The sequence below is a fragment of the Halomonas sp. A40-4 genome, from assembly GCF_015767635.1.
In the GTDB taxonomy this organism is placed as follows: Bacteria; Pseudomonadota; Gammaproteobacteria; order Pseudomonadales; family Halomonadaceae; genus Vreelandella; species Vreelandella janggokensis.
The window spans coordinates 2,937,642-2,957,928 of sequence record NZ_CP065230.1; the positions used below are offsets into that span (position 1 = coordinate 2,937,642).

The 20,287-nt window shown below is 56.0% G+C and carries 17 protein-coding genes; 9 read left to right on the forward strand and 8 right to left on the reverse strand.

Translation table 11 applies throughout. The features are described from left to right. The first annotated feature begins 47 nt into the window (after nt 1-47). On the forward strand, nt 48-980 hold the full coding sequence (locus tag IT895_RS13870) for a cation diffusion facilitator family transporter (protein ID WP_199283806.1): 933 nt from the start codon (nt 48-50) through the stop codon (nt 978-980). A gap of 52 nt (nt 981-1,032) precedes the next feature. Here the strand turns inward: IT895_RS13870 and IT895_RS13875 are convergent, their stop codons facing one another. Together IT895_RS13875 and IT895_RS13880 are read right to left on the reverse strand one after the other, a co-directional pair. After that, entirely contained in the window at nt 1,033-2,520 is a 1,488-nt protein-coding gene (locus tag IT895_RS13875) for an alanine/glycine:cation symporter family protein (RefSeq protein ID WP_199283807.1), read from the reverse strand. A 132-nt stretch (nt 2,521-2,652) separates the two neighbouring features. Beyond that, on the reverse strand, nt 2,653-3,414 hold the full coding sequence (locus tag IT895_RS13880) for a metallophosphoesterase (protein WP_199283808.1): 762 nt from the start codon (nt 3,412-3,414) through the stop codon (nt 2,653-2,655). Nucleotides 3,415-3,558: 144 nt separating this feature from the next. On the opposite strand from IT895_RS13880, the gene IT895_RS13885 reads away from it, so the two are divergent. Continuing rightward, nucleotides 3,559-3,696 carry a hypothetical protein gene (locus tag IT895_RS13885; RefSeq protein WP_156524473.1) on the forward strand — a complete coding sequence of 46 codons (138 nt, stop codon included), beginning with the start codon at nt 3,559-3,561 and terminating at the stop codon, nt 3,694-3,696. A gap of 394 nt (nt 3,697-4,090) precedes the next feature. On the opposite strand, the gene speG is transcribed toward IT895_RS13885, so the two are convergent. Next, entirely contained in the window at nt 4,091-4,645 is a 555-nt protein-coding gene (gene speG / locus IT895_RS13890; RefSeq protein WP_199283809.1) for a spermidine N1-acetyltransferase, read from the reverse strand. 114 nt (nt 4,646-4,759) lie between these two features. Between speG and ltaE the strand changes: the two genes are divergently transcribed. Further along, entirely contained in the window at nt 4,760-5,770 is a 1,011-nt protein-coding gene (ltaE, locus tag IT895_RS13895) for a low-specificity L-threonine aldolase (protein ID WP_199283810.1), read from the forward strand. Here ltaE and IT895_RS13900 read toward each other — a convergent pair whose 3' ends face one another. The 4 genes from IT895_RS13900 to fhuB all read right to left on the reverse strand — a co-directional run bounded on the left by IT895_RS13900 (nt 5,771) and on the right by fhuB (nt 11,028). Beyond that, nucleotides 5,771-6,376, reverse strand: a complete 606-nt coding sequence (locus tag IT895_RS13900; RefSeq protein ID WP_199283811.1) for a LysE/ArgO family amino acid transporter — start codon at nt 6,374-6,376, stop codon at nt 5,771-5,773. It lies immediately after the preceding gene. A 180-nt stretch (nt 6,377-6,556) separates the two neighbouring features. Beyond that, a complete protein-coding gene (locus IT895_RS13905) occupies nt 6,557-8,215 on the reverse strand; it encodes a multidrug ABC transporter permease/ATP-binding protein (protein ID WP_199283812.1) in 1,659 nt (552 codons plus the stop codon). A 27-nt stretch (nt 8,216-8,242) separates the two neighbouring features. Continuing rightward, nucleotides 8,243-9,022, reverse strand: a complete 780-nt coding sequence (gene fhuF, locus IT895_RS13910; protein ID WP_233337254.1) for a siderophore-iron reductase FhuF — start codon at nt 9,020-9,022, stop codon at nt 8,243-8,245. Nucleotides 9,023-9,027: 5 nt separating this feature from the next. Continuing rightward, nucleotides 9,028-11,028 (reverse strand): Fe(3+)-hydroxamate ABC transporter permease FhuB, encoded by a 2,001-nt coding sequence (gene fhuB / locus IT895_RS13915; protein WP_199283814.1) that lies wholly within the window; start codon nt 11,026-11,028, stop codon nt 9,028-9,030. Between the two features lie 175 nt (nt 11,029-11,203). On the opposite strand from fhuB, the gene IT895_RS13920 reads away from it, so the two are divergent. Then, the gene (locus IT895_RS13920) at nt 11,204-12,148 is read left to right on the forward strand and encodes a siderophore-interacting protein (protein ID WP_199283815.1); all 945 of its coding nucleotides are present in this window, start codon (nt 11,204-11,206) and stop codon (nt 12,146-12,148) included. After that, nucleotides 12,141-12,761: a cytochrome b gene (locus tag IT895_RS13925; protein ID WP_199283816.1), complete on the forward strand. Its 621-nt coding sequence runs from the start codon at nt 12,141-12,143 to the stop codon at nt 12,759-12,761. Before IT895_RS13920 ends, IT895_RS13925 begins: the two co-directional genes overlap by 8 nt. On the opposite strand, the gene IT895_RS13930 is transcribed toward IT895_RS13925, so the two are convergent. Beyond that, the gene (locus tag IT895_RS13930; RefSeq protein ID WP_233337255.1) at nt 12,747-14,393 is read right to left on the reverse strand and encodes a cyclic peptide export ABC transporter; all 1,647 of its coding nucleotides are present in this window, start codon (nt 14,391-14,393) and stop codon (nt 12,747-12,749) included. The two genes, IT895_RS13925 and IT895_RS13930, sit on opposite strands and share 15 nt — an antisense overlap. Nucleotides 14,394-14,560: 167 nt before the next feature. On the opposite strand from IT895_RS13930, the gene IT895_RS13935 reads away from it, so the two are divergent. The 4 genes from IT895_RS13935 to IT895_RS13950 all read left to right on the forward strand — a co-directional run bounded on the left by IT895_RS13935 (nt 14,561) and on the right by IT895_RS13950 (nt 20,238). Further along, nucleotides 14,561-15,673: a GNAT family N-acetyltransferase gene (locus tag IT895_RS13935; RefSeq protein WP_199283817.1), complete on the forward strand. Its 1,113-nt coding sequence runs from the start codon at nt 14,561-14,563 to the stop codon at nt 15,671-15,673. Between the two features lie 23 nt (nt 15,674-15,696). Beyond that, nucleotides 15,697-16,989, forward strand: a complete 1,293-nt coding sequence (locus tag IT895_RS13940) for a lysine N(6)-hydroxylase/L-ornithine N(5)-oxygenase family protein (RefSeq protein WP_199283818.1) — start codon at nt 15,697-15,699, stop codon at nt 16,987-16,989. A 114-nt stretch (nt 16,990-17,103) separates the two neighbouring features. After that, a complete protein-coding gene (locus tag IT895_RS13945; protein ID WP_199283819.1) occupies nt 17,104-19,299 on the forward strand; it encodes a TonB-dependent siderophore receptor in 2,196 nt (731 codons plus the stop codon). Between the two features lie 69 nt (nt 19,300-19,368). Then, a complete protein-coding gene (locus IT895_RS13950) occupies nt 19,369-20,238 on the forward strand; it encodes an ABC transporter substrate-binding protein (RefSeq protein WP_199283820.1) in 870 nt (289 codons plus the stop codon). Nucleotides 20,239-20,287: the final 49 nt, after the last annotated feature.

Sequence of the window (20,287 nt, forward strand, 5' to 3'; positions counted from 1 at the left end):
CTGCTGTTATACTGTCGCTTTTATCAAGCTCACAGGGCAGTGGCGTCATGAAAACCGAGTCTCGTACCTTAGCCTTTTCCGCCTTCATGGCATTGCTGATCGGCTGTGCAGGCATTGCCGCCACACTGGCCTCCAATTCCCAGGCGATTCTGCTGGATGGATTGTTCAACCTGATCTATTTCGGCGTGGCGCTGGTCACCATCAAGGTCAGCCGCCTTGCCACCCGCCCGGATAGCGAGTCGTACCCGTTCGGCTACAGCTACTTCGAGTCGCTGGTCAACCTGTGCAAGGGACTGTTGATCTTTGGCGTGTCGATATTCGCCCTGGTGGATGCCATTGCGGCGTTGCTGACGGGCGGACGCGCTATTGCGGCAGGTATCGCCATCGCTTACGCCCTCTTTGCGACCGCCGCGTGTTCACTGACGGCCTGGGTCATGCGCCGCAGTCTGCGCTCGGTCAGCAGCCCGCTGGTGGAAGCCGACAAAGCGAACTGGGTCGTCAACAGCGTTATTTCAGCATCGGTCCTGGCTGCTTTTTGCCTGGTGCTGATCTTCGAAAAGCTCAATTGGCAAAGCGTACTCACTTATATCGACCCGCTGCTGGTCATTGCCGTGGTTGTCTTGTGCATGGGGGTACCGGTGCGCATGGCCTCCCAGGCATTGAAGGAACTGCTCAACAAGACGCCAGAAGAAGCCCTTGCAGAGCCAGTTCATCAGGCCGTCGGGCGTGCACTGGCGGATATCGAGACTCAAGAAGTGCGCGTGCGCATGGTACGCCCCGGTCGCCTGCTGTATGTCATTGTGCACGTGGTATTACCCACTACCCCTGACATTTCCATTGCGGCCCAGGACAAGCTGCGAGCGAAAGTCGATGAAGAAGTCAGGCGTTACTATTCCCCCGTGGTTTGCGACGTGGTGTTCACCGCCGACACACGCTGGGCGGCGCCATCCTGTGGGCTGCTGGTTGAACCCCATCATTAAACAGGGCGGCCTAGCCGCCCTGATGTATGCTGATCGCCTTTCCTTTTTATGGTCAGGACTTTGTCTCTTTTACCGGCCATACATCGTCATCGACCAGCTCGGGGCGTTTGAGCACCGAGGGATGAAAGATCGGCTCTTTGATGCCCTCCCGGCGTTGGCGCTCGTAGTCTTTGAGCACCGACACGGCGATGGGCCCCATGATCAGGATGGCAAACAGGTTGGTGGTGGCCATCAGCCCCATCGCCAGGTCGGCGAAGTCCCATACCACGCTGAGCTCGGCCACTGAACCAATGAGCACCATGGCGATGATGACAACTTTAAAGACGGTGACCGCTTTTTGCGCATGACGGCGGAACAGGTACTCGATATTCACCGCAGAAAACGAGAAGTTGGCCAGAATCGAGGTGAAAGCGAAGAAGAAGATGGCCACGGCGATAAAGATTTCCCCGAAGCCACCCAGGTGATCGACCATGGCGTCCTGGGTAAGCTGAATACCTTCGATGCTATCCCCCGCCGATTCAGACAGTAGCCGTTCGTACACGCCGGAAAGCAGGATCACGACCGCCGTACAGCTGCAGATCACGATGGTATCGACAAACACCCCGAACGATTGAACCAGCCCCTGGGCGGCAGGGTGTTTGACCGTGGCCTGGGCAGCGGCGTTGGGCGTCGACCCCATACCGGCTTCGTTGGAAAACAGACCGCGCTTGATGCCGTTTTCCATCGCTGCCTTGATCGCATAGCCCGCGGCGCCACCCACGGCAGGACCAAACCCGAAGGCGCTCATCACAATCAGCGAGAGCATATCCGGCACAGCGGAGAGGTTCGCAAACAGAATCCACAGCGCGACCAGCAGATAGGCAATCGCCATGACGGGGACGATTTTCTCAGCGGTACGCGCTACGGACTTGAGCCCGCCATAAATCACCAGGCCCGCCAGGACCGCAATAACGACCCCGGTTAACCAATTGGGTACGCCAAAGGCGCCATTCATGCCCTGGGCTATGGTGTTGGACTGGGCAGCGTTGAATGCCAGGCCATAGGCAATAATCAAAAATACCGCAAAGAGCGACCCCAGCCAGCGCCATCCCAGGCAGCGTTCGATATAGTAGGCAGGCCCGCCGCGAAATACGCCATCTTCATTGCGGTGTTTGTAAACCTGGGCCAGCGTGGATTCGATGAAAGCGGTTGCGAAGCCCACCAGCGCCGTCACCCACATCCAGAAAATCGCCCCCGGGCCGCCAATCCATAACGCCAGCGCCACACCGGCAAGGTTGCCGGTACCAATACGCGCCGCCATTGATGTAGCAAAGGCCTGAAAACCGCTCACCCCTTCGCCGGCGCCCCGGGCCGTTACCGTGACGCGGGCCATATGGCCGAACATACGAAACTGCATGCCACGAGTGATGATCGTGAACCACACACCGGCGCCCAACAGCAGGTACACCAGAATATAGCTCCAGATAAAGTCGCTGACCGGCATCATGACGGCATAAAGGCCATCACGCAGCGGGCCGAGTACCGATTCGAGAATTTCCATGGCCATGCTCTCCAGATTGCTGAATAACGGCGGGAAGTGCCTTGCCCCGCAAGCGAGCGGTAGTCTAAATTCGCGCTCTTATTCGAGTCTAGTCAGTTTTTATTCTTGTCGCATCGTGGTCATTGCCGAGCCTTACAGGCCCACCACCCAATCTGACTTAAACAGCGGCGGGCTGAACTCATCAGGATAGCCGCCAGGATTGGCAATAATTCTTGTGCCCTCGCGGCACATATCGACTGGCTCATGGACATGGCCGTGTACCCATAAATGCATTTTGCCCATTAGCTGTGGAAGATGAGATGCAAATGCAGGCGAAAGCACATCGCCTGTGTACTGGGTAGGAATGCATTCACGCATTGGGGCATGGTGGCTAACCACGACCTTGGGCCCATCAAACTGATCGTCGAGTGCTGCTGTCAGCCAGTTCAAGGCCTCTTGGTGCAGCGCGTTACTTGCCTCGGGGGTCATGATGGTGCCGGGATGTGATTCGACAATACGAAAATCAGGCATATAGCGCTTCGCTTTTGTGACCGTGTCTTCTGGATTACGTGTCGGGTTGTCAGCGTACAGGGCAAAGTCTGTCCATAGCGTTGTGCCGTAAAAACGTACCCCATTGAGGGTGACGGCACGATTGTCCAGAAGCTCAATATCGAGCCGTTCGGCTTCGAGCGCCAGCTCTCCACGCAACAACGGCAGGCAGGTACCGTAAAACTCATGGTTGCCCGGTACATAGATAATCGGCGTGTCAGAAAAGCGCTGCCGGGCCCAGGCCAAGCCTTCACACTGGCGATGGATATCTCCGGCCAGCACGACGACATCGGCCTCAACATCAGGCAATTCTCGGTGACCGTCAAAAAACTCCAGATGAAGGTCCGATAAAATTCGCAACCGCATCCATTTTCTCCTTTCTTTAATCAAGGCAAAACCCAACACCGCCCGATCCCTAATGGCGGTGCCAATACGACCGTTTGAAAATACTTTGCTGCAGTGCAGCAAAGTCGCTATACTGACGTTGTAGTCCGAATAGGAGGGCCACACATGTCTATATCCAATGTATTCTCGACGCGGGATAGCGAAGTACTCAATTTCTGGACACAGCGCGCATATTGGCAACGCGCCGCCAGTGATGCCCTCGCGGATTATTGCGAGTCATTGACTTATTCCTTGCCCCGTTAGACCAAAAGAGAATAATCGAAGCCGAGCTTATGCTCGGCTTTTTCATCTTGTGAAAAGCTTTTCCATCCAATGACATAGCCTGTTTAAGCCAGAATTGTAAGAATATGCTTACACACGTAAGCCAAAAGACTACGTTTTAAGTACTAGATTGCGGGTAAAAAAGTCCTTAATATCGTTTTTCCGCTAACCATGTTGCGATACAGCAGGCGGCTATTTCTATAACACCACGTTTCCACTCGCCACTCAGGAGTCAACGCCATGCCGTTATCACTCAACGGGGCCAACGTTGATGTTCTCGACGTATGGGCCTCGCGCGCCGAGAAACAGCGCGCTGCGGTAGATGCCATCGCGGCTTACCTAAGCTAGTGACGAACGCCTCTTGATGAGGCGTTTTTTATAAGTCCAATAGATCTGAGCTGTCGGTATCGGTCAACTGCGCCAGGAAAGCTTCCTGCAGGATATACATGCGTTTTACGTCGCGGTATTTGCCATTGATAAAAAACTCCTGCACCAGATGCCCTTCCTCCACAAAGCCGCTCTGCTGATACAGGTGGATTGCCTTAATGTTCTCCACTGCCACGATCAGAAATATCTTGTGTAAATTCAGGATGGTAAAGGAATAATGCAACGCTTGGTGAATCAAGGTCCGAGCAAAGCCTTGGCCCTGATAGTCCGGCGCAATAATGATCTGAAACTCCGCGCTACGGTGAATATAATTAATTTCAATTAACTCGACCAGGCCAATGGCGTTGCCCCTACTGTCCTCGGCAACGAAACGCCGCTCGGCATTGTCATGGATATGCTTGTTGTACAGTTCCTCCAGCTCATCAAAGGACTCATAAGGCTCTTCAAACCAGTACGACATGATGCTCTGGTTGTTATTGAGCTGGTGAACGAAACGCAGGTCGTTGCGCTCCAGGGCACGGAGCTTAAGGTCGGGTGCTGCCATTATTAACGCCTTATCCAAGTCTTTACGCTAGCGTAGCGCTTTTCGCGCTTGTACGGCATGCAGTATGCTCAAGAAAATGTTGTCGTCATTAATCCCGCCGCTCAGGAGATGCCCATGATTGATCTACGCAGTGACACGGTAACCCGCCCCTCCTCTGCCATGAAAGACGCCATGATGGCCGCCCCTGTGGGTGACGATGTGTGGGGCGATGACCCGACGGTCAACGCATTTCAAGCCAATCTGGCCGAGCAGGCAGGTAAAGAAGCCGCGTTGCTGTTTCCCAGTGGCACACAAAGCAACCTGGTGGCGCTCATGGCCCACTGCGAGCGCGGCGATGAGTACATCGTTGGGCAGTCGGCCCATACTTATCGCTATGAAGGCGGCGGTGCAGCGGTCTTGGGCAGCATTCAGCCACAGCCCATTGAGAACGCAGCCGATGGTTCGCTGCCGCTGGAGAAAATCAGCGCCGCCATCAAAGCCGACGATTTTCACTTTGCACGCACCAAGCTACTGGCGCTGGAAAACACCATTGGCGGCAAAGTGCTGCCTGCCGACTACGTATTGAAGGCCACCGAACTGGCACGCGAGCGCGGCCTGGCAACGCATCTGGACGGTGCACGACTATTCAATGCTGCTGTTGCCACCGAGACCTCGCTCAAGCAACTGTGCCTACCGTTTGACAGCGTGTCGCTATGCTTTTCAAAAGGCATGGGCACCCCTATTGGCTCGGCCCTGGTGGGTTCGCAAGCACTGATCGACCGCGCACGGCGCTGGCGTAAAGTGGTGGGTGGCGGCATGCGCCAGTCAGGCATTATCGCCGCTGCCTGTCAGTATGCGTTGGATCATCACATGGCGGACTTAGCCGACGATCACCGCCGTGCAGCGCGCCTGGCAGAAGGTTTGGCGAGGTTGCCGGGCGTCGAGATTACCTCCCAGGCAACTAACATGGTATTCGCGCACTTTCCCGACGAACACGTTCAGCCGCTCTCCGCCTGGCTCAAAGAGCACGGCATTTTGATTGAACTACTCTACGCCACGCGCCTCGTCGCACACCGCGATATCAGCGATGAAGATATCGACAAGGTTACCGCAGTGATGGAGGCCTATTTTAGTCGCCACGGATGACTAGCTGGCGTTAAGCGCAAGATGCACGGCAATCCCAGCCATCATCAAACCAATCAGGCCATCGATAGTGCGCCACGCAATGGGCTTTGAAAGCCAAGGCGACAGTGCGGCACCGCCCCAGGCCAGCAAGCTAAACCACAGTATGGAGGCGGTGGAGGCCCCCGCCACAAAAACCCCGGCGCTCTCCTGCTGAGCGCCAATGGCAGGGATCAGCAGCATCGTGTCCAGGTACACCTGAGGGTTGAGCACTGTGACGGCAAGGGTCGCGAAAATCACTTTGGTTAAACTGCGCGCCTTGCCCGCTTCCGCGTTCAGCCCCTGCCGCCCGCTAACGGCTCTAAACAGTGCCTGGGCCGCCAGCCAGCTTAAAAACACCACACCCACCCAGCGCATGACCTCCATAGCGCTGGGCATCGTCAGCAGGAAGGCGCTCACCCCAAACATCCCCGCCGTGAGCAGAATAATATCCGCGCTTATACACAGTCCTGCCGACCACCAGTGGTACTCACGACGAATCGCCAGCCCCAGAATATAGGCGTTCTGCGCCCCAATCGCCATGATAATACCGCCGCACACCACCAGCCCGGTGATATAACTTTCCCACATTGCCCTGCTCCCATTGCCGGAATTAGCGTCGTGTTGATAAATCCTGGCACTAAGGTAACGGGCAGCACTGATAACTAAAAATCATCCTGCTAATGGGGTATTAGTTTTTCTTATTTAAAAAAATTCCTCAGAGACGGCCTGAACCAGCCAATGGTGGAACTGATTTTAGCCATTACGATTTCACTCATTCACCCTCGCCACCGCATCGCGGCTGGCCGCTTCCCGCTGCTCACCGGTGAGTTCGACCAAATGCCCCTGGCGCATTTCCAGCAGGCGGTCGGCCTGGTCGAAGTAATGATCATCGTGGCTGATGACCACCAGCGTCTTGCCGAGTGCCCTTAGTTGGGGGAGTAGTTCACGGTAGAACACCCGCCGGAATTGCGGGTCCTGGTCGGCAGCCCACTCGTCGAGCAGCAAGAGGTCGCGCTGCTCGGCCACCGCCAGCAGCATTGCCAGGCGCTTACGCTGCCCCTGGGAGAGGTTGGCATTGGTGACTCGATCGCCGTCAAAATCGAGCTTGCTGTGCATGCCCAGTGCTGCCAGCCACTCTTCCATTAGCGCCGGGTCGGGTGACTCGCCCGCCGGGCCGATCAAGCGGTCAAACAGGTGCAGATCGGTGTAGATAGCCGAGATGTGCTGACGATAGGTTGTCCAGTCTTCCTCCTGAAGCGGCCTGCCATCGACCCTTATACAGCCGCTTTGGGGCTGATAGAGCCCGGTCAGAAGCCTGGCCAGGGTCGACTTGCCGCTGCCGTTACCGCCGATCAGAAATAGCACCTCGCCGCGTTTTAACGTCAGATCAATAGGACCAATGGCAAAACCCGGCCGCGCCTCTTCCGCGGGGTATCGATAGGTGATCTGATCCAGCGCCAGCGTTTGCCACTCATGACGCTGGGTAGAATGCTCGAACGGTTCATGGTGTTCAGCCAGATCGAGGGCGCTGATTTTTTCGAACGCCACCCGGGCATTGATCAGCGGCGGAAAGGCGCCAATGGCCTGAATCAGCGGCGCGCGCAGAAATAGCAGCGTGAGCGAGAAGGTGGTCGCCACCTGCGCCGACGACCAGCCGAGGCCATTGGCCAGGAAGAACACCACGCCGATGGCGCCCAGCATCATGATGTTGAACCAGTTCACCGCGCTGAGATGGTAGGTATCGCCGCGAATGATATGGTGGCGATACGCTTCGGCGTTGGGGGTGTAAACGTCACGGTACAGCCACTCGGCGCGGTCGCGATTGAGCGCCAGTTCTTTGCGCCCTTCGATCACCGACTGGTAGTCCTCATAGAGGCGGTCTTCAGCATCGCGCAGCTTGGCCATGTGCCGATAGACCTTCGCTACCAGGCGCATGCCCACCAGAATCGTAAAGATCACCCATAGCGCCGTCACGGCCAGCATGGCAGGAGCGAGCCAGGCCAGATAAAGGGTCACGCCCGCCGTCAGCACCCCACCCTGCACCAACTCCGGCAGGCGCACGAAGGCCACAGTGATATAGCGCACGTCACTGGATAAGCTGGCCAGCAACCGTGCACTGCCGATCTGCTCGATACGCTCGATATCGGTATCGAGGATGCGCTTGATCAACTGCCCCCGCAGCCTATAGACGAAGTGGTGACCCAGGGTGGTCAAGGCTAATTGCGAGGCCAGGGTGATCGCCAGCAACAACGCCACCAGCGCCAGAAACTCAGGCAGGATGCGCCAAGGATCAGCAAAGGTGCCTAGCATCCGTTCATTGATATAGGCAATGACCCCGATGCCAAGACCAGCGCTGACCAGGCTGAGCACCACCACCGCCACGAAGGGCCAGCGGTAATCACGCCAGACAATCCTCAACAACTCCATGAATAGGGCTCCTTGGCGATTCGGGGGTTAGCGCCGACGCTTGGTCGGCTTGTTTTCAGGTTTGAGTGGGCAGCCGCCACACAGGGGTTCGCCGGGCAGCCTGTATTTGATGCAGCACAGGCGCCTCACCCTGGACGGCGTCTCACCGCCCAGTTCCAGATAACGCACCGGCTGGTAGAGCGGATTGCGCCGCCCATCAGGGAGCGTCCTGGTGTCGAGATAATCCAGCAGCGGCTCACCCGCGCCAGTAAATTCCGGGTGCCGGGAGCAGGTCTTCCCTACAAACTCCACATAGTGACCAAGGTTGCTCCAGAACACCTTTTCAGACACCCCGGAGACCACCGCCAGCGCTTCAATGAGCGGTGCACAGTGGTCATCGAATAAGCGACTGAATCGCGCCTGGGGCGCTTTGGACGCCAATGGCACGCCCCCGTGGGGCAGCCAGATACGCGCGGTCTGACCCTTATCGCCAAGCGCCAGCCGCAACGCATCCCCACCCACCGGTAAGTCGTAACCCAATAACAGATTGGCCACCAGCGTCGGGATCGAGACACTGCTGAAATGAAACTTCGACCAGATCGACGCAATGGCTTTGGGGTCAGCATCGTCACCGTGGCTGCGGCCATAGCGCGCCAGTTGCTCACTCAAGAAGCCTCGATCCAGCAACGCAGAGGCCGCCAGCGTCGGCTCATCAGGCGGACCAAACGCCGGGGCCTTCATGTTATCCAGCGGCGGCTGGCGGTAAAGCGCCAACAGCGCCTCCGCAGGATCTGCCGCTGCCAAAAGCTCACTCGGTTTGGTCGCCATGTTATTCATAGCCGCCGCAGCCCCCACATAAAGTAAGCCCCGCCAATCAAGGAGGCGACCAAGCCGGCCGGTATCTCATACGGGAAAATGATTTGGCGCCCCACCCAGTCCGCCAGCACCATCAATAGCATACCGATCAGCGCAGCCCCCAGCAGATGCTGCCCTGCCCGGGAGAAGCCGACCAGGCGCGCCATATGCGGCGCCAGCAGGCCAATAAACGAAAGCGGCCCTACCACCAGAGTGGCGCAGGCGGTGAGTAGCGCCACCAGTACCAGCAACGCCAAACGGGCGCGGTTGAGGTTGACCCCCAATGCCCGCGCGGTGGGTGCCCCCAAAGGCAGGATATCCAGCCAGCGGGTCAACGGCAGCGTCACCAGCGCCAGTAAGGCAGCAATACCGCCGACGACGACGGCATTGGTGATATCCACATAGTAGGTAGAGCCCGCCAGCCAGGCGATCACCTGCTGGCCACGTGGATCGCCACCCGCCAGCATCACGCTGCGCACCGCATCAAACAACGCACTGACCGCCACCCCGGTGAGCAGCAAACGCTCCGGGAGATAACCACTCTTGCGGTTAATGCCCACCAACACCAGCAGCGTCGCAAAAGCCCCCAGGGTACCTACGCCAATCAGCATCATATTGGTGGGCGCAGGCAGAAGGAAGATGCCCAGAATCAGCGCAATGGCACAGCCCCCGCTGATACCCAGCACTTCGGGGCTGGCCATAGGGTTGGCGGAAAGGCGCTGGAGAATCGTCCCGGCAGTCGCCAACATTAAGCCACTGGCGGCGGCCGCCATCACCCGGGGCACGCGCCACTGCATGACGTTCCAGTTATCAGGCGACAGCAAATACCAGCCATCAACTCCCTGTCCAACCAACAGACCAAGCAGCGTAGCCCCCAGAAGCGCGAGGATTAAAGCGGTGGCCAAGCGGGTAGGTGCGGGGTGGCGATGGGCGAAAACACCCGCCCCTTTCGGCGGCTGGTCGCCCTGCAGCTTCAGGCGTGGAATCAGCCACATTAACAGCGGCGCCCCTAGGGCACCGGTAATTGCACCCGTCGGCACAAAGGCCGCCACCATCCCACCGAACTGCTGCAGCAGCAGATCCGTGGTAGCCAGCAGCACGGCCCCCAATAGCGTCGACCAGAGCAGCCGCGGCCCCAGGCGCCGCGCACCAGCCATGCGCACGATATTGGGCGCTGCCAAACCGATAAAACCGATGATGCCTACCACGCTGACAATGCTGCCGGTAATGAATACGGCCAACCCCATGCCCGCAAAGCGCAGATAGGCAAGCGATACCCCCAGGCTCTTGGCGCTGGCATCGTCAAGCTCCAGCACCGCCAGAGGGCGCAGCAGGAACCAGGCGGCGACACAGCTAATCGCCAGCCGCGGCCAGAGGGTGGCAACGCCGTCCCAGCCGTTTTGCGCCAGAGAACCCGCCCCCCAGATCAGCAGCCCCGAGAGCGCCTCGTGGTTGAACAGCAGTAGCGCCGTAGACAGCGCCCCCAAGTACAGATTGACCACCAAACCCGCCAGCACCACCACGATCGGCGCCAGCCCGCGCCGCCAGGAAAGGAGGAATACCAGTCCTACCGCCAACGCGCCGCCCAACAAGGCAACCCATTCGCGCCCGGCGACAAGCAGCCCCGGCGCCAGCAAGGTGGCAGTCATCAGCGCCAGGTTAGCGCCCGACGCCACCCCCAGCGTGGTGGGCGACGCCAAGGGGTTGCGCAGCACCTGCTGCATGAGCACGCCTGCCAGCCCCAAGCCGCCCCCGGCCAGCAGCGCGATCGAGAGGCGCGGCCACCAAGCATAGTGAAGCAGCAGCTCATCAACGTTCTCGAAGGAAGGCGCCACTAATGCCTGTAGCCCTATCGTAATTCCCCCTTGGCCCTGCAGGCCCAGCCAAAATAGCACCGCCATCGGCAGGCTAAGCAACAGGCAGGCTTTCGCGGGCGACATGCCTCCCACCCGATGGGCAACTTGCGAGGCGCCTAGCATAGTGGACACCCTCTTGTGAACACCGAACAGCTCGCCACGCGGGGCATAATAGGCAACAGCGTCATTGTCTAAGCCTTAATCGTTCAGGAGGTTAATGATTAAATTATTGACAACGATTCTAAATGATAATAATTAGCACTACAATTGACTCCTTATATAAAAAGTAGGCATCACAATGGCAACCAAACCGAGCTACCGGCTTTTTGATATCACCCTCGCCCGGCGCACCCAAGTCAGCGCCTCATTAGTCAGGTTTACTTTCACTGGCCCGGAAGTCAGCCAAATGGCGACCTACGCCCCGGATCAGCGCGTCAAGCTGTTCTTCCCCGAAGGCGGTGGCAGTCTCGACCCGCTGTTTGAGATCGCCAAGCTGGAAGAGCACGACTGGTACGGTGCCTACCGCGCACTGCCGGACGCCCAGCGCCCCTCTGCGCGTACCTACACCATCCGTGCGCTGCGCCCGGAGCAGGCCGAGGTGGACGTAGAATTTGTACTCCACGGCGACAATGGCCCCGCGTCGCGCTGGGCAATGCGCGCCCGTCCCGGTGACCGACTCGCCATGACGGCCCCCGACGCCAATGCGGAAGGCCCCAAACTGGGCTTTGAGTGGAAGCCACCCCAGAACGTGCGCCGAATCCTGATTATCGCCGATGAGACCGCCCTCCCCGCGGCGGCTGGCATCCTGGAAACCCTCGATGACCTGCCGCTCAAACCCAGGGCCGAAGCGCTGTTCGAAGTGCCCCGCAGCGACGATGTCCAGCCGCTGCCCCAGGTCGCCAAGCTGAACTGGCTGGCCCGCGAGGCTGAGCCCGACTGCCAACACGGTGAGCTGCTGATGAGAGCGTTGCGTGATATCGATTTGCATACGGAAATTCAAGCACTAGGCGGCACGCCTGCTAACACCACTACCAGCGCCACGACCAACGACGAAAGCGACGATGAGGACGGCCCGCTCTGGGAATCCGCCACTCTGGACGATAGCGCGCCCTTCTACGCCTGGATTGCTGCTGAAACCAAGGTCGCCATGGAGCTGCGTCGCTACTTGGTTAACGAGTGTGGGCTACCCAAAAAGTACGTCACCAGCATGGGCTACTGGCGCAAGGACAAGGCCAATGGATAAAGGCGCAGCAAATAGCACAGCGCTCAACAGTGATCACACAAGCAAGCCAGTTCAAGCGACCATTGGCTGGCGAGACAGCCCCAGCCACTACGGTCGCATAAGCCGTGTGCTTCACTGGCTGACCGCCGCGCTGGTCACGCTGCAATTTACCGTGTTGCTGGCCTGGCGAGGGATGGGCGAAAACGCTATCACGCTCTTTTTGGCGAGCATCGGGCCTCATGGCTCCTTGGGTTTTATGCTCCTGATCGTAACCCTGACGCGACTTGGCTGGGCATGGGTCAACCGCAAGCAGCGTCCTCCGCAGCCGCCTGGATGGGGTGGTCGCATGGCGCGCCTTGTACATATCGCCTTTTATGGGCTGCTGATTTGGCTACCCGCTTTTGCCATTCTGCGTCAGTACGGGCGTGGCGGGGCGCTGCGCTTTTACGGTATGGAGCTACTGCCCGAAGTCGAGCGCGACATCACCTGGATGACCGCCCCCGCCGCTCTTCTCCACGGCCCACTCTCGTGGCTGCTGTGTGGGTTGGTCATCGGCCATATCTCGATGGCGCTGATTCACAGGTTCTGGCTCAAGGACAAGGTATTGGCGCGGATGGTGTCAAGTGGCCACTGAGGGTGCCACCTCCACCTCAGCGTCAGCCGACTGCTCTGGTGCCAACAGCTTGCCGCTTTCCAGCCGCACCAATCGATCCGCGAGTTGGAAGTAGCGGTCATCGTGAGTAATCACCAGCACCGCCTTGCCCATGCGCTTCAGCTCGGGCAATACCTCACAATAGAACACCTCTTTGAATAACGGATCCTGATCCGCCGCCCACTCGTCAAACACCAGGAAGGGCCGATCCTCAAGGTAGGCAACCACCAGCGCAAGACGCTTACGCTGGCCCTGGGAGAGCGACTGGGTAGTGAAGGCACCGTTCTCAACCCGCACCTTGTGCTGCAGGTGCAACTTGGCCAGCAGGCGGTTGCCCTCTTCGTCGAGGTCTTCCCGCGGCGCTTCCAGCAGGCGCTCGAAAAGATGGAAGTCTGAAAAAACGACCGAGAAGAGCTGCCGGTAAGCATCCCAGCCATCCGCTTCGACCCGCTCTCCATTGAGCAATACCTCGCCACCTTCAGGCGAATAAAGCCCCACCAACACTTTGGCAAGCGTCGTCTTGCCGCTACCGTTGCCCCCCACCAGAAACACCACTTCGCCTGGCGTAAAGCTCAGATTGATCGGCCCCAGTTCAAAGACGTCATCGCTCTGCTCGTGGTAGTACTGATGGGTGACGTCGCGTAACTCAAGACGCTGCAAAGCAGGTACCCGAGGTGACGCCTGCCGCTCCTGCCCCTGGGGCATCTCTCGTGTGATGTCATCGATGCGGCTAGCGGCAACCCGTGCCATATTGATCCGCGGAATATTGATCAGTAAGCCTTCCAGGGGCGTCACCATATACACAAAGACCAGGGCAAAGCCGGTCATGACCTGGGTTTGATTAGGCCCATTGCCCGCCAATACAAACAGCACCAGGCCAATAAAGGCGTACATCAGGAACTGCCCCCAACTGGTCGAGATCACAAACAGCGACATGCCATGGGTACGCAGCCGCCGCACGCCTTCAACCGACGCTCCCAGTACCTGATTAATGAACGTGTGGCGCTTGTCCTGATGCAGGCGAAGCTCTTTCGCCCCATCGGTCAGCGCGCGGAAATGCCCAAATAAGCGATCCTGCTCTGAGGACGCAGTCTGGAGGTAGCGAATAGCGCGTAAGTGCACCAGGTGATAGCCAACAGCGCCCAAGCCAATCACTCCCAGGGCAAACAAGAACACCTGCCATGACAGCATTGCCAAGTAGCCCAAACACCCCACCACAATGACCGTATTGGTCAAAATCACCGGCAAGCTAACGAACAGTACCGCCACATTGTTGCTGTGCTCGGTGAGCGCTGACTGGATCCGCGCACTGCCCACGCGCTCAAAATGTGCAAAGGGGGTCTTGGCCACACACTGGGCGACAAAACTACGCAACTCAGCCAGGGCACGCTGTCCCAACCGCTCAAACAGCGCCGTCGACACCATTCGACAGAGCATTAACGCCACGGCAATGCCCGCAAAGGCCCAAGCCGCACTGGCGCGACTGGCGGCATCGCTGGTTAACGCCGTATTGATCTGGGCAATCAGCATTACGCTGAAAAGCCCCGCGAGAATACTGGCCAGGGCAGCGGCGGTCATCAGCCCGCGGGTTCGACGAATCAGATAGACAAGCACGTTCACCTCGTTGGAAAGCAGTTAGAAAGCGACACCTATCGATACAGACGAATCGCCACCCCAGAAAATTAACCCATATTTATGTAAACAACCCTCATTCTCATTCGTCTTTAGATAAGGAAGTCAGTAATACCGCCTTTTTGTTGATATTTGATAGGAGCCTAGCGGTGTCCCGTTCTGTCCAGGCACAACCCCAGGTACACGCACCTTCCGAAAGCCACACGGTGGCCTCGCTGCTCTCACGCCCCGAGGGCTACACCTATCAAGTCATCGGTGATACCACCACGCAGTCGCTGATCGTAAAGGGTGATCACGAACGTCTTGAATGGTCATTAGTGGACGATAGCAACACCTTGACGCTGCGCTGGCCGCAGCGCTCAGCGCCACCGCTCCCGGCATTGCTTGCCGCTATCGAGGGGGCTTTTGCCGTTTACCCTGGCAGTGTTGCGCTACGCCTTCAGCTACCTAGTGCTTTGCACACCAAGCTGTGTGCCACTGGCGTCGCGGTGAGAGATAGCCACGGAGCGCTGTGGGCCTATGCGGAGCTATTTTGGCAGTTACCGACGCTTTGGCTTACCCCACCACCCACGTGCCCTTACCCGCAGCAGCCCATCCTGGAGAACGGAAAACGACACCCACGTCGCCCGCCGCGCCACAGTGGCACGGTGTATCAGCGCCATATCGCCTGGCTGGATGCCACCCTGAGTTTTCGCGTCCTTGACCTGGAACAGGACCTGGAGCGCTTCAACCGCTGGATGAACGACCCGGTCGTCGCCCATTTCTGGGAAGAACATGGGAATTTGGCGCAGCATCGCGAGCGGCTGGAAAGCACGCTCCAGAATCCCAGCGTTGTACCGCTGATCGGCTGTATCGACGGCGAGCCCTTCGGCTATTTCGAGACTTACTGGGCCAAGGAGGATCGCATCGGCGCTTATTACGACGCCGATGATTTTGACCGCGGCTGGCACGTGCTGATCGGCGAAGCCGCTTTTCGCGGGCAGCCCTATGTCGCGGCCTGGCTACCTTCTATCTCGCACTACCTGTTTCTGGATGACTGCCGCACCCAGCGCCTGGTGATCGAGCCCCGCGTGGATAACGCCAAGATGCTGCGCAACCTTGCCCAGTGCGGGTATGCCCATGTGAAGGCGTTCGATTTCCCCCATAAGCGGGCCATGCTCGGCATGCAGCTACGCGAACACTTTTTTAACGAGCGCAGTTGGATTCCGCTGCCGCCCCACCCTGGGTCTGCGCCACGACCCGACCCACGCTTCACCTTATAAACACGTCAGCCATGAGGACGCTTATGCATATTCACGATTTGATCGGCATCGGCTTCGGCCCCTCCAATATTGCCCTGGCCATTGCGCTCGACGAGCAACGCCAGTCAGGGCAAGCAAGAGATGCCTTCTTTATTGAGCGCCAGCCCTGCTTTGCCTGGCACCCGCATATGCTGCTGGACAATGCCCATATGCAGATTTCTTTCCTGAAAGATCTGGTCACGCCCCGCAACCCCAAAAGCCGCTTCAGCTTCCTCAACTATCTGCACAGCAAAGGCCGTCTGCAGGACTTTATCAACCTGCAGACCTTCTTCCCCAGCCGCCATGAGTTCAATGACTACCTGAGCTGGACGGCCAGCCACTTTGAACACCAGTGCGCCTATGGAGAGGATGTATTTGAAGTGCTGCCCGAAACTGACCAAGACGAGGTCGCCTACCTCCGCGTTCGTTCACGGGATGAGAGCGGTGCGGTGCAGGAAAGGCTCACCCGTTCACTGGTGATCAGCGTAGGCGGCGCGCCCAATGTGCCTGACTGCTTCGCCGGGCTAAAAGACGACCCGCGGGTCTTCCACTCCAGCCACTACCTTCGTGAGCTGGCAAAGCAAGACGCCCCCAAACGCATCGCCGTGATCGGTGCTGGCCAAAGCGCCGCTGAGATATTCCTGGATCTGCACGGCCGCGAAGGCATTGAGGTAGATCTGATTAGCCGGGCATGGGCCTTTAAACCCTCGGACGATAGCCCCTTCGTCAACGAGATTTTCAACCCCGAATACACCGACTACGTGTTCAATAACCCCACCGGCCAGCGGGAAGCACTACTGCAGGAGTACAAAAGCACCAACTACTCAGCTCCTGACCTGGCGCTGATTCAGGAGATTTACGATGTGTTCTATCAGCAAAAAGTCACCGGCCAGGCCCGCCACCGCTTCCGCCGCCGCCATGAGGTGATCGGCAGTAAAGCAGGCCCCGCAGGCGTTGAGCTAAGTGTTCGTGACCTGGAAAGCGGCCACACGGAGTCCACCCGTTACGACGCCGTGGTGCTCGCCACCGGCTATGTACGCGACACCCATAAACAGCTGCTGGCCCCCGTTGCGGACTACCTATCTGACTTTGCCGTCAACCGCCATTATCAGCTTTACACCACGCCTGAGTTCAAACCTGCGATCTTCCTGCAAGGCAGCTGCGAGCCGACTCATGGCTTGAGCGACACCTTGTTGTCGATTTTGGCAGCGCGGACAAGCGAAATCTGCGATGCATTAGATCAGACAACCGCCTTGTCTACCTCCTCGCCCTGTAAGCAAGAAGTTCCCGCGCCATAGTGGCCAACCCCGGTGTTCACAAGTGTTGACATCGGGTTACAGCTATTCATAATACAAACAATAACAATTAGTATTTACAAAAATTAATATCAACTCATTGCAAGGAGAACATTCATGCAACATCCCACTTTCCGCAAGCGGTGGTTAACGGCTGCCATTGCTGTGGCTACCTGCAGTTATTCGGCAGCTGCGTTTGCACAAAATGCTGAGCAGAGCTCATCACCAGGTAGTGAACCCTCAACCACACTACCAACAGTCAAAGTAACCGAAAGTCGCATCTATGAAGAGGCTACAGGGCCGGTAGATGGCTATGTGGCTACGCGCAGCGCCACAGGCACTAAAACCGATACGCCCCTTAATGAGGTGCCACAATCGATTTCTGTAATCACCCGCGATGAAGTTGAGGCTCGTAACGCTCAATCTATCGGCGATGCCTTGAGTTACACTGCAGGCGTTGATGGTAAGGCTAACGGGCCAGATCCAAGACGGGATTTTATTTCTATACGTGGTTTTAGTGCTACAGAGCTTTTCTATCGCGATGGCTTAAGGCTCACTGCGTTTAATAATCAGGGGCGAACCGTCTCAGAGCCTTATGGCCTTGAGCGCATTGAAGTCCTGAGAGGCCCTTCCTCAGTCCTTTATGGACAAGGGGGGCCTGGCGGGCTTGTCAATCTAGTTAGTAAAAAACCCACCGACACCCCTCAAGGCGAGGTGCGTTTGTCAACAGGGAGTTATGATCGAAAACAAATCGCAACAGATGTCAGCGACTATTTAGATGAGCAGGGAAATCTAAAATATCGTTTTGTTGGCTTGCTAAGAGATGCAAATGCCGAGGTAGATTTTAATAAGAATGATCGCACCTATCTCGCACCTAGCATCTCCTGGACGCCAGATGACAAAACCTCTCTTACGTTACTGGCAGAATATAAGGAGCTGGATACCGTTGGTTCTTATTATGCGCTACCTCGTGTAGGTACGTTGGATAACAATCCTAACGGTGAAATTCCTCGTTCACGTTTTATGGGTGAGCCTAGCACTGACGAATTTGAACAAAACTACTTTTCAGTAGCAAGCCTATTCGAACATGAACTTAATAACACCGTAACAATTCGACAAAACACACGTTACCGGGAAGCAGACACAGATATTGTTAATATTTACCCTGGACAAATAATGGATGACTTACGGACAGTACCCCGGTTTGGCTTAGGGCGCGACGAAAAGGTTGATGCCATTACAACCGACACTCAATTAGAGTTTGATGTTAATACTTATGACATCGAACATACTATACTTGTTGGGTTAGATTGGCAAAAAGCCAACAACGACATAACTTACTTGTCAGTCCAAGACGTTGCGCCTTTGGACGTTTTTAATCCCACTTATGGCACTACGAATCCGAAAGTTTCAGAGTCAGCTAGTGTTGAGCAAGAGCTAGAACAAACGGGCTTATACCTTCAAGATCAAATCAAAATAGACGAACGCTGGGCTTTGACACTTGCCGGCCGCCATGACTGGAGCAGCCAAGTTAATCGCAACAGGACTGACGATACAGAAGAAGAAGCATCTGATAACGAATTTACTTATCGAGCAGGACTCGCTTACACTGCCGATAATGGGATAACACCTTACATTGGTTACTCGACATCATTCTTACCTGTCGTAGACCAAGCTGCCGATGGTTCTGCTTTTGAGCCAGAAACAGCCCAGCAATACGAGGCTGGTATAAAATACCTCTCGAACGATGGCAATCTTTCTATTATCGGCTCAATTTTTGACCTCACGCGTCAGAATGTGACAACAGCTGATTTAGATAACCCTGGCTTTAGTAAACAGACTGGAGAATGGAATTCCAGAGGCCTGGAGCTAGAGGCGAGAGCAAGCCTATCGTCTGGCGTTGACTTGGTTGCAAGCTATACTCACCTAGATCTTGAGGTCACCGAAAGCAACAGCGGTAATCAAGGAAAAACGCCAACTGGCCAACCTGAAAACATGGCTAACTTATGGGCGAATTATAACGTTAACAGTGGAACTTTTAATGGCTTAGGACTTGGAGCCGGCGTACGCTACATGGGCTCAAGTTTCTACGATAGCGCTAATGAAAACTCACTTCCATCTACAACACTGTTTGATGCAGCGTTGAGCTATGACTTCTCAAAAATCGATGCCAGTTTTGAAGGTTGGCATGCGCAAATTAATGCTAACAACATTACAGACAAAGAGTACGTCAGTAATTGTGGCCTCTTCGGAGACTCCTGCCGATATGGTACGGGAAGAAATGTTATAGCAACAGTTTCCTACGATTGGTGACCCCCAACCAACGAGCCCCGAAAGTTGTATTTTCGGGTTTTTTTTACACCGAAAATTTGAAATATGGCCATGCGTAAAAAACGCTTTTTGTTATTACTTGTTATATTATTTTCTTCAAATAGCTCTTTAGGTTCTACTCCACTCCCAGCCGTTACTTCTGACTGGGCCGTTGCTGAAACGCTTAGCATACTGGGTGTATCTCCATTAGCAGTGGCTCAACTCAGGAACTATCAGGATTGGACCGGAAATGAAATTATAACAGGAGAAGGGATCGACATTGGATTAAAACCCATGCCAAATTTAGAGCTAATTGCAGACCATGAACCTGAGCTTCTAATAGGAGGCAATCAAATATTATTGCAGCATTTTTCTGATATCGCACCCACTCTTGATATATCACTCTACCCTTTTACGAATAATCCATGGAAAGAAATTATCGACTTCACCTTTAAAATAGGGGAGCATCTCGATCTTACCGATGAAGCTCAGGTGGTGATCACACAAGCAAATCAGCAGCTAGATACTTTAAATAGAAAAATAAAAGACAAGAATAAAACCATTCTTCTTGTTCAATTTAGGGATGATCGGCATGCTTGGGTTTACGGAAAGAATAGTTTATTAGGTGGCGTTATTGATCGATTAGGTTTAACGAATGCATGGGATCGACCCACGAGTGACATTGGTCTATCAGTTGTATCTATTGATGCACTTGCAAGATCAGAAGGACATTTATTTATTATAGAGAGCCCTGCCTATCAAGATAGGATTGGTCAACAATTAGAAAGCAGTGCTATCTGGAGAGAGCTTATTAGCCAACGTGAAGAAAAAATAACTTATCTTCAAGCCAACTACTGGCCAATAGGCGCACTTCCGTCAGCACTGAAATTTGCTGAGTCTTTTACTGCTGCACTACTAACTAGTGAGAGCCACCTGCTGTAGTAATTGGTTGACTCTTCCCAGCAGACGGCTGGGAAGAGAATTTCCCAAT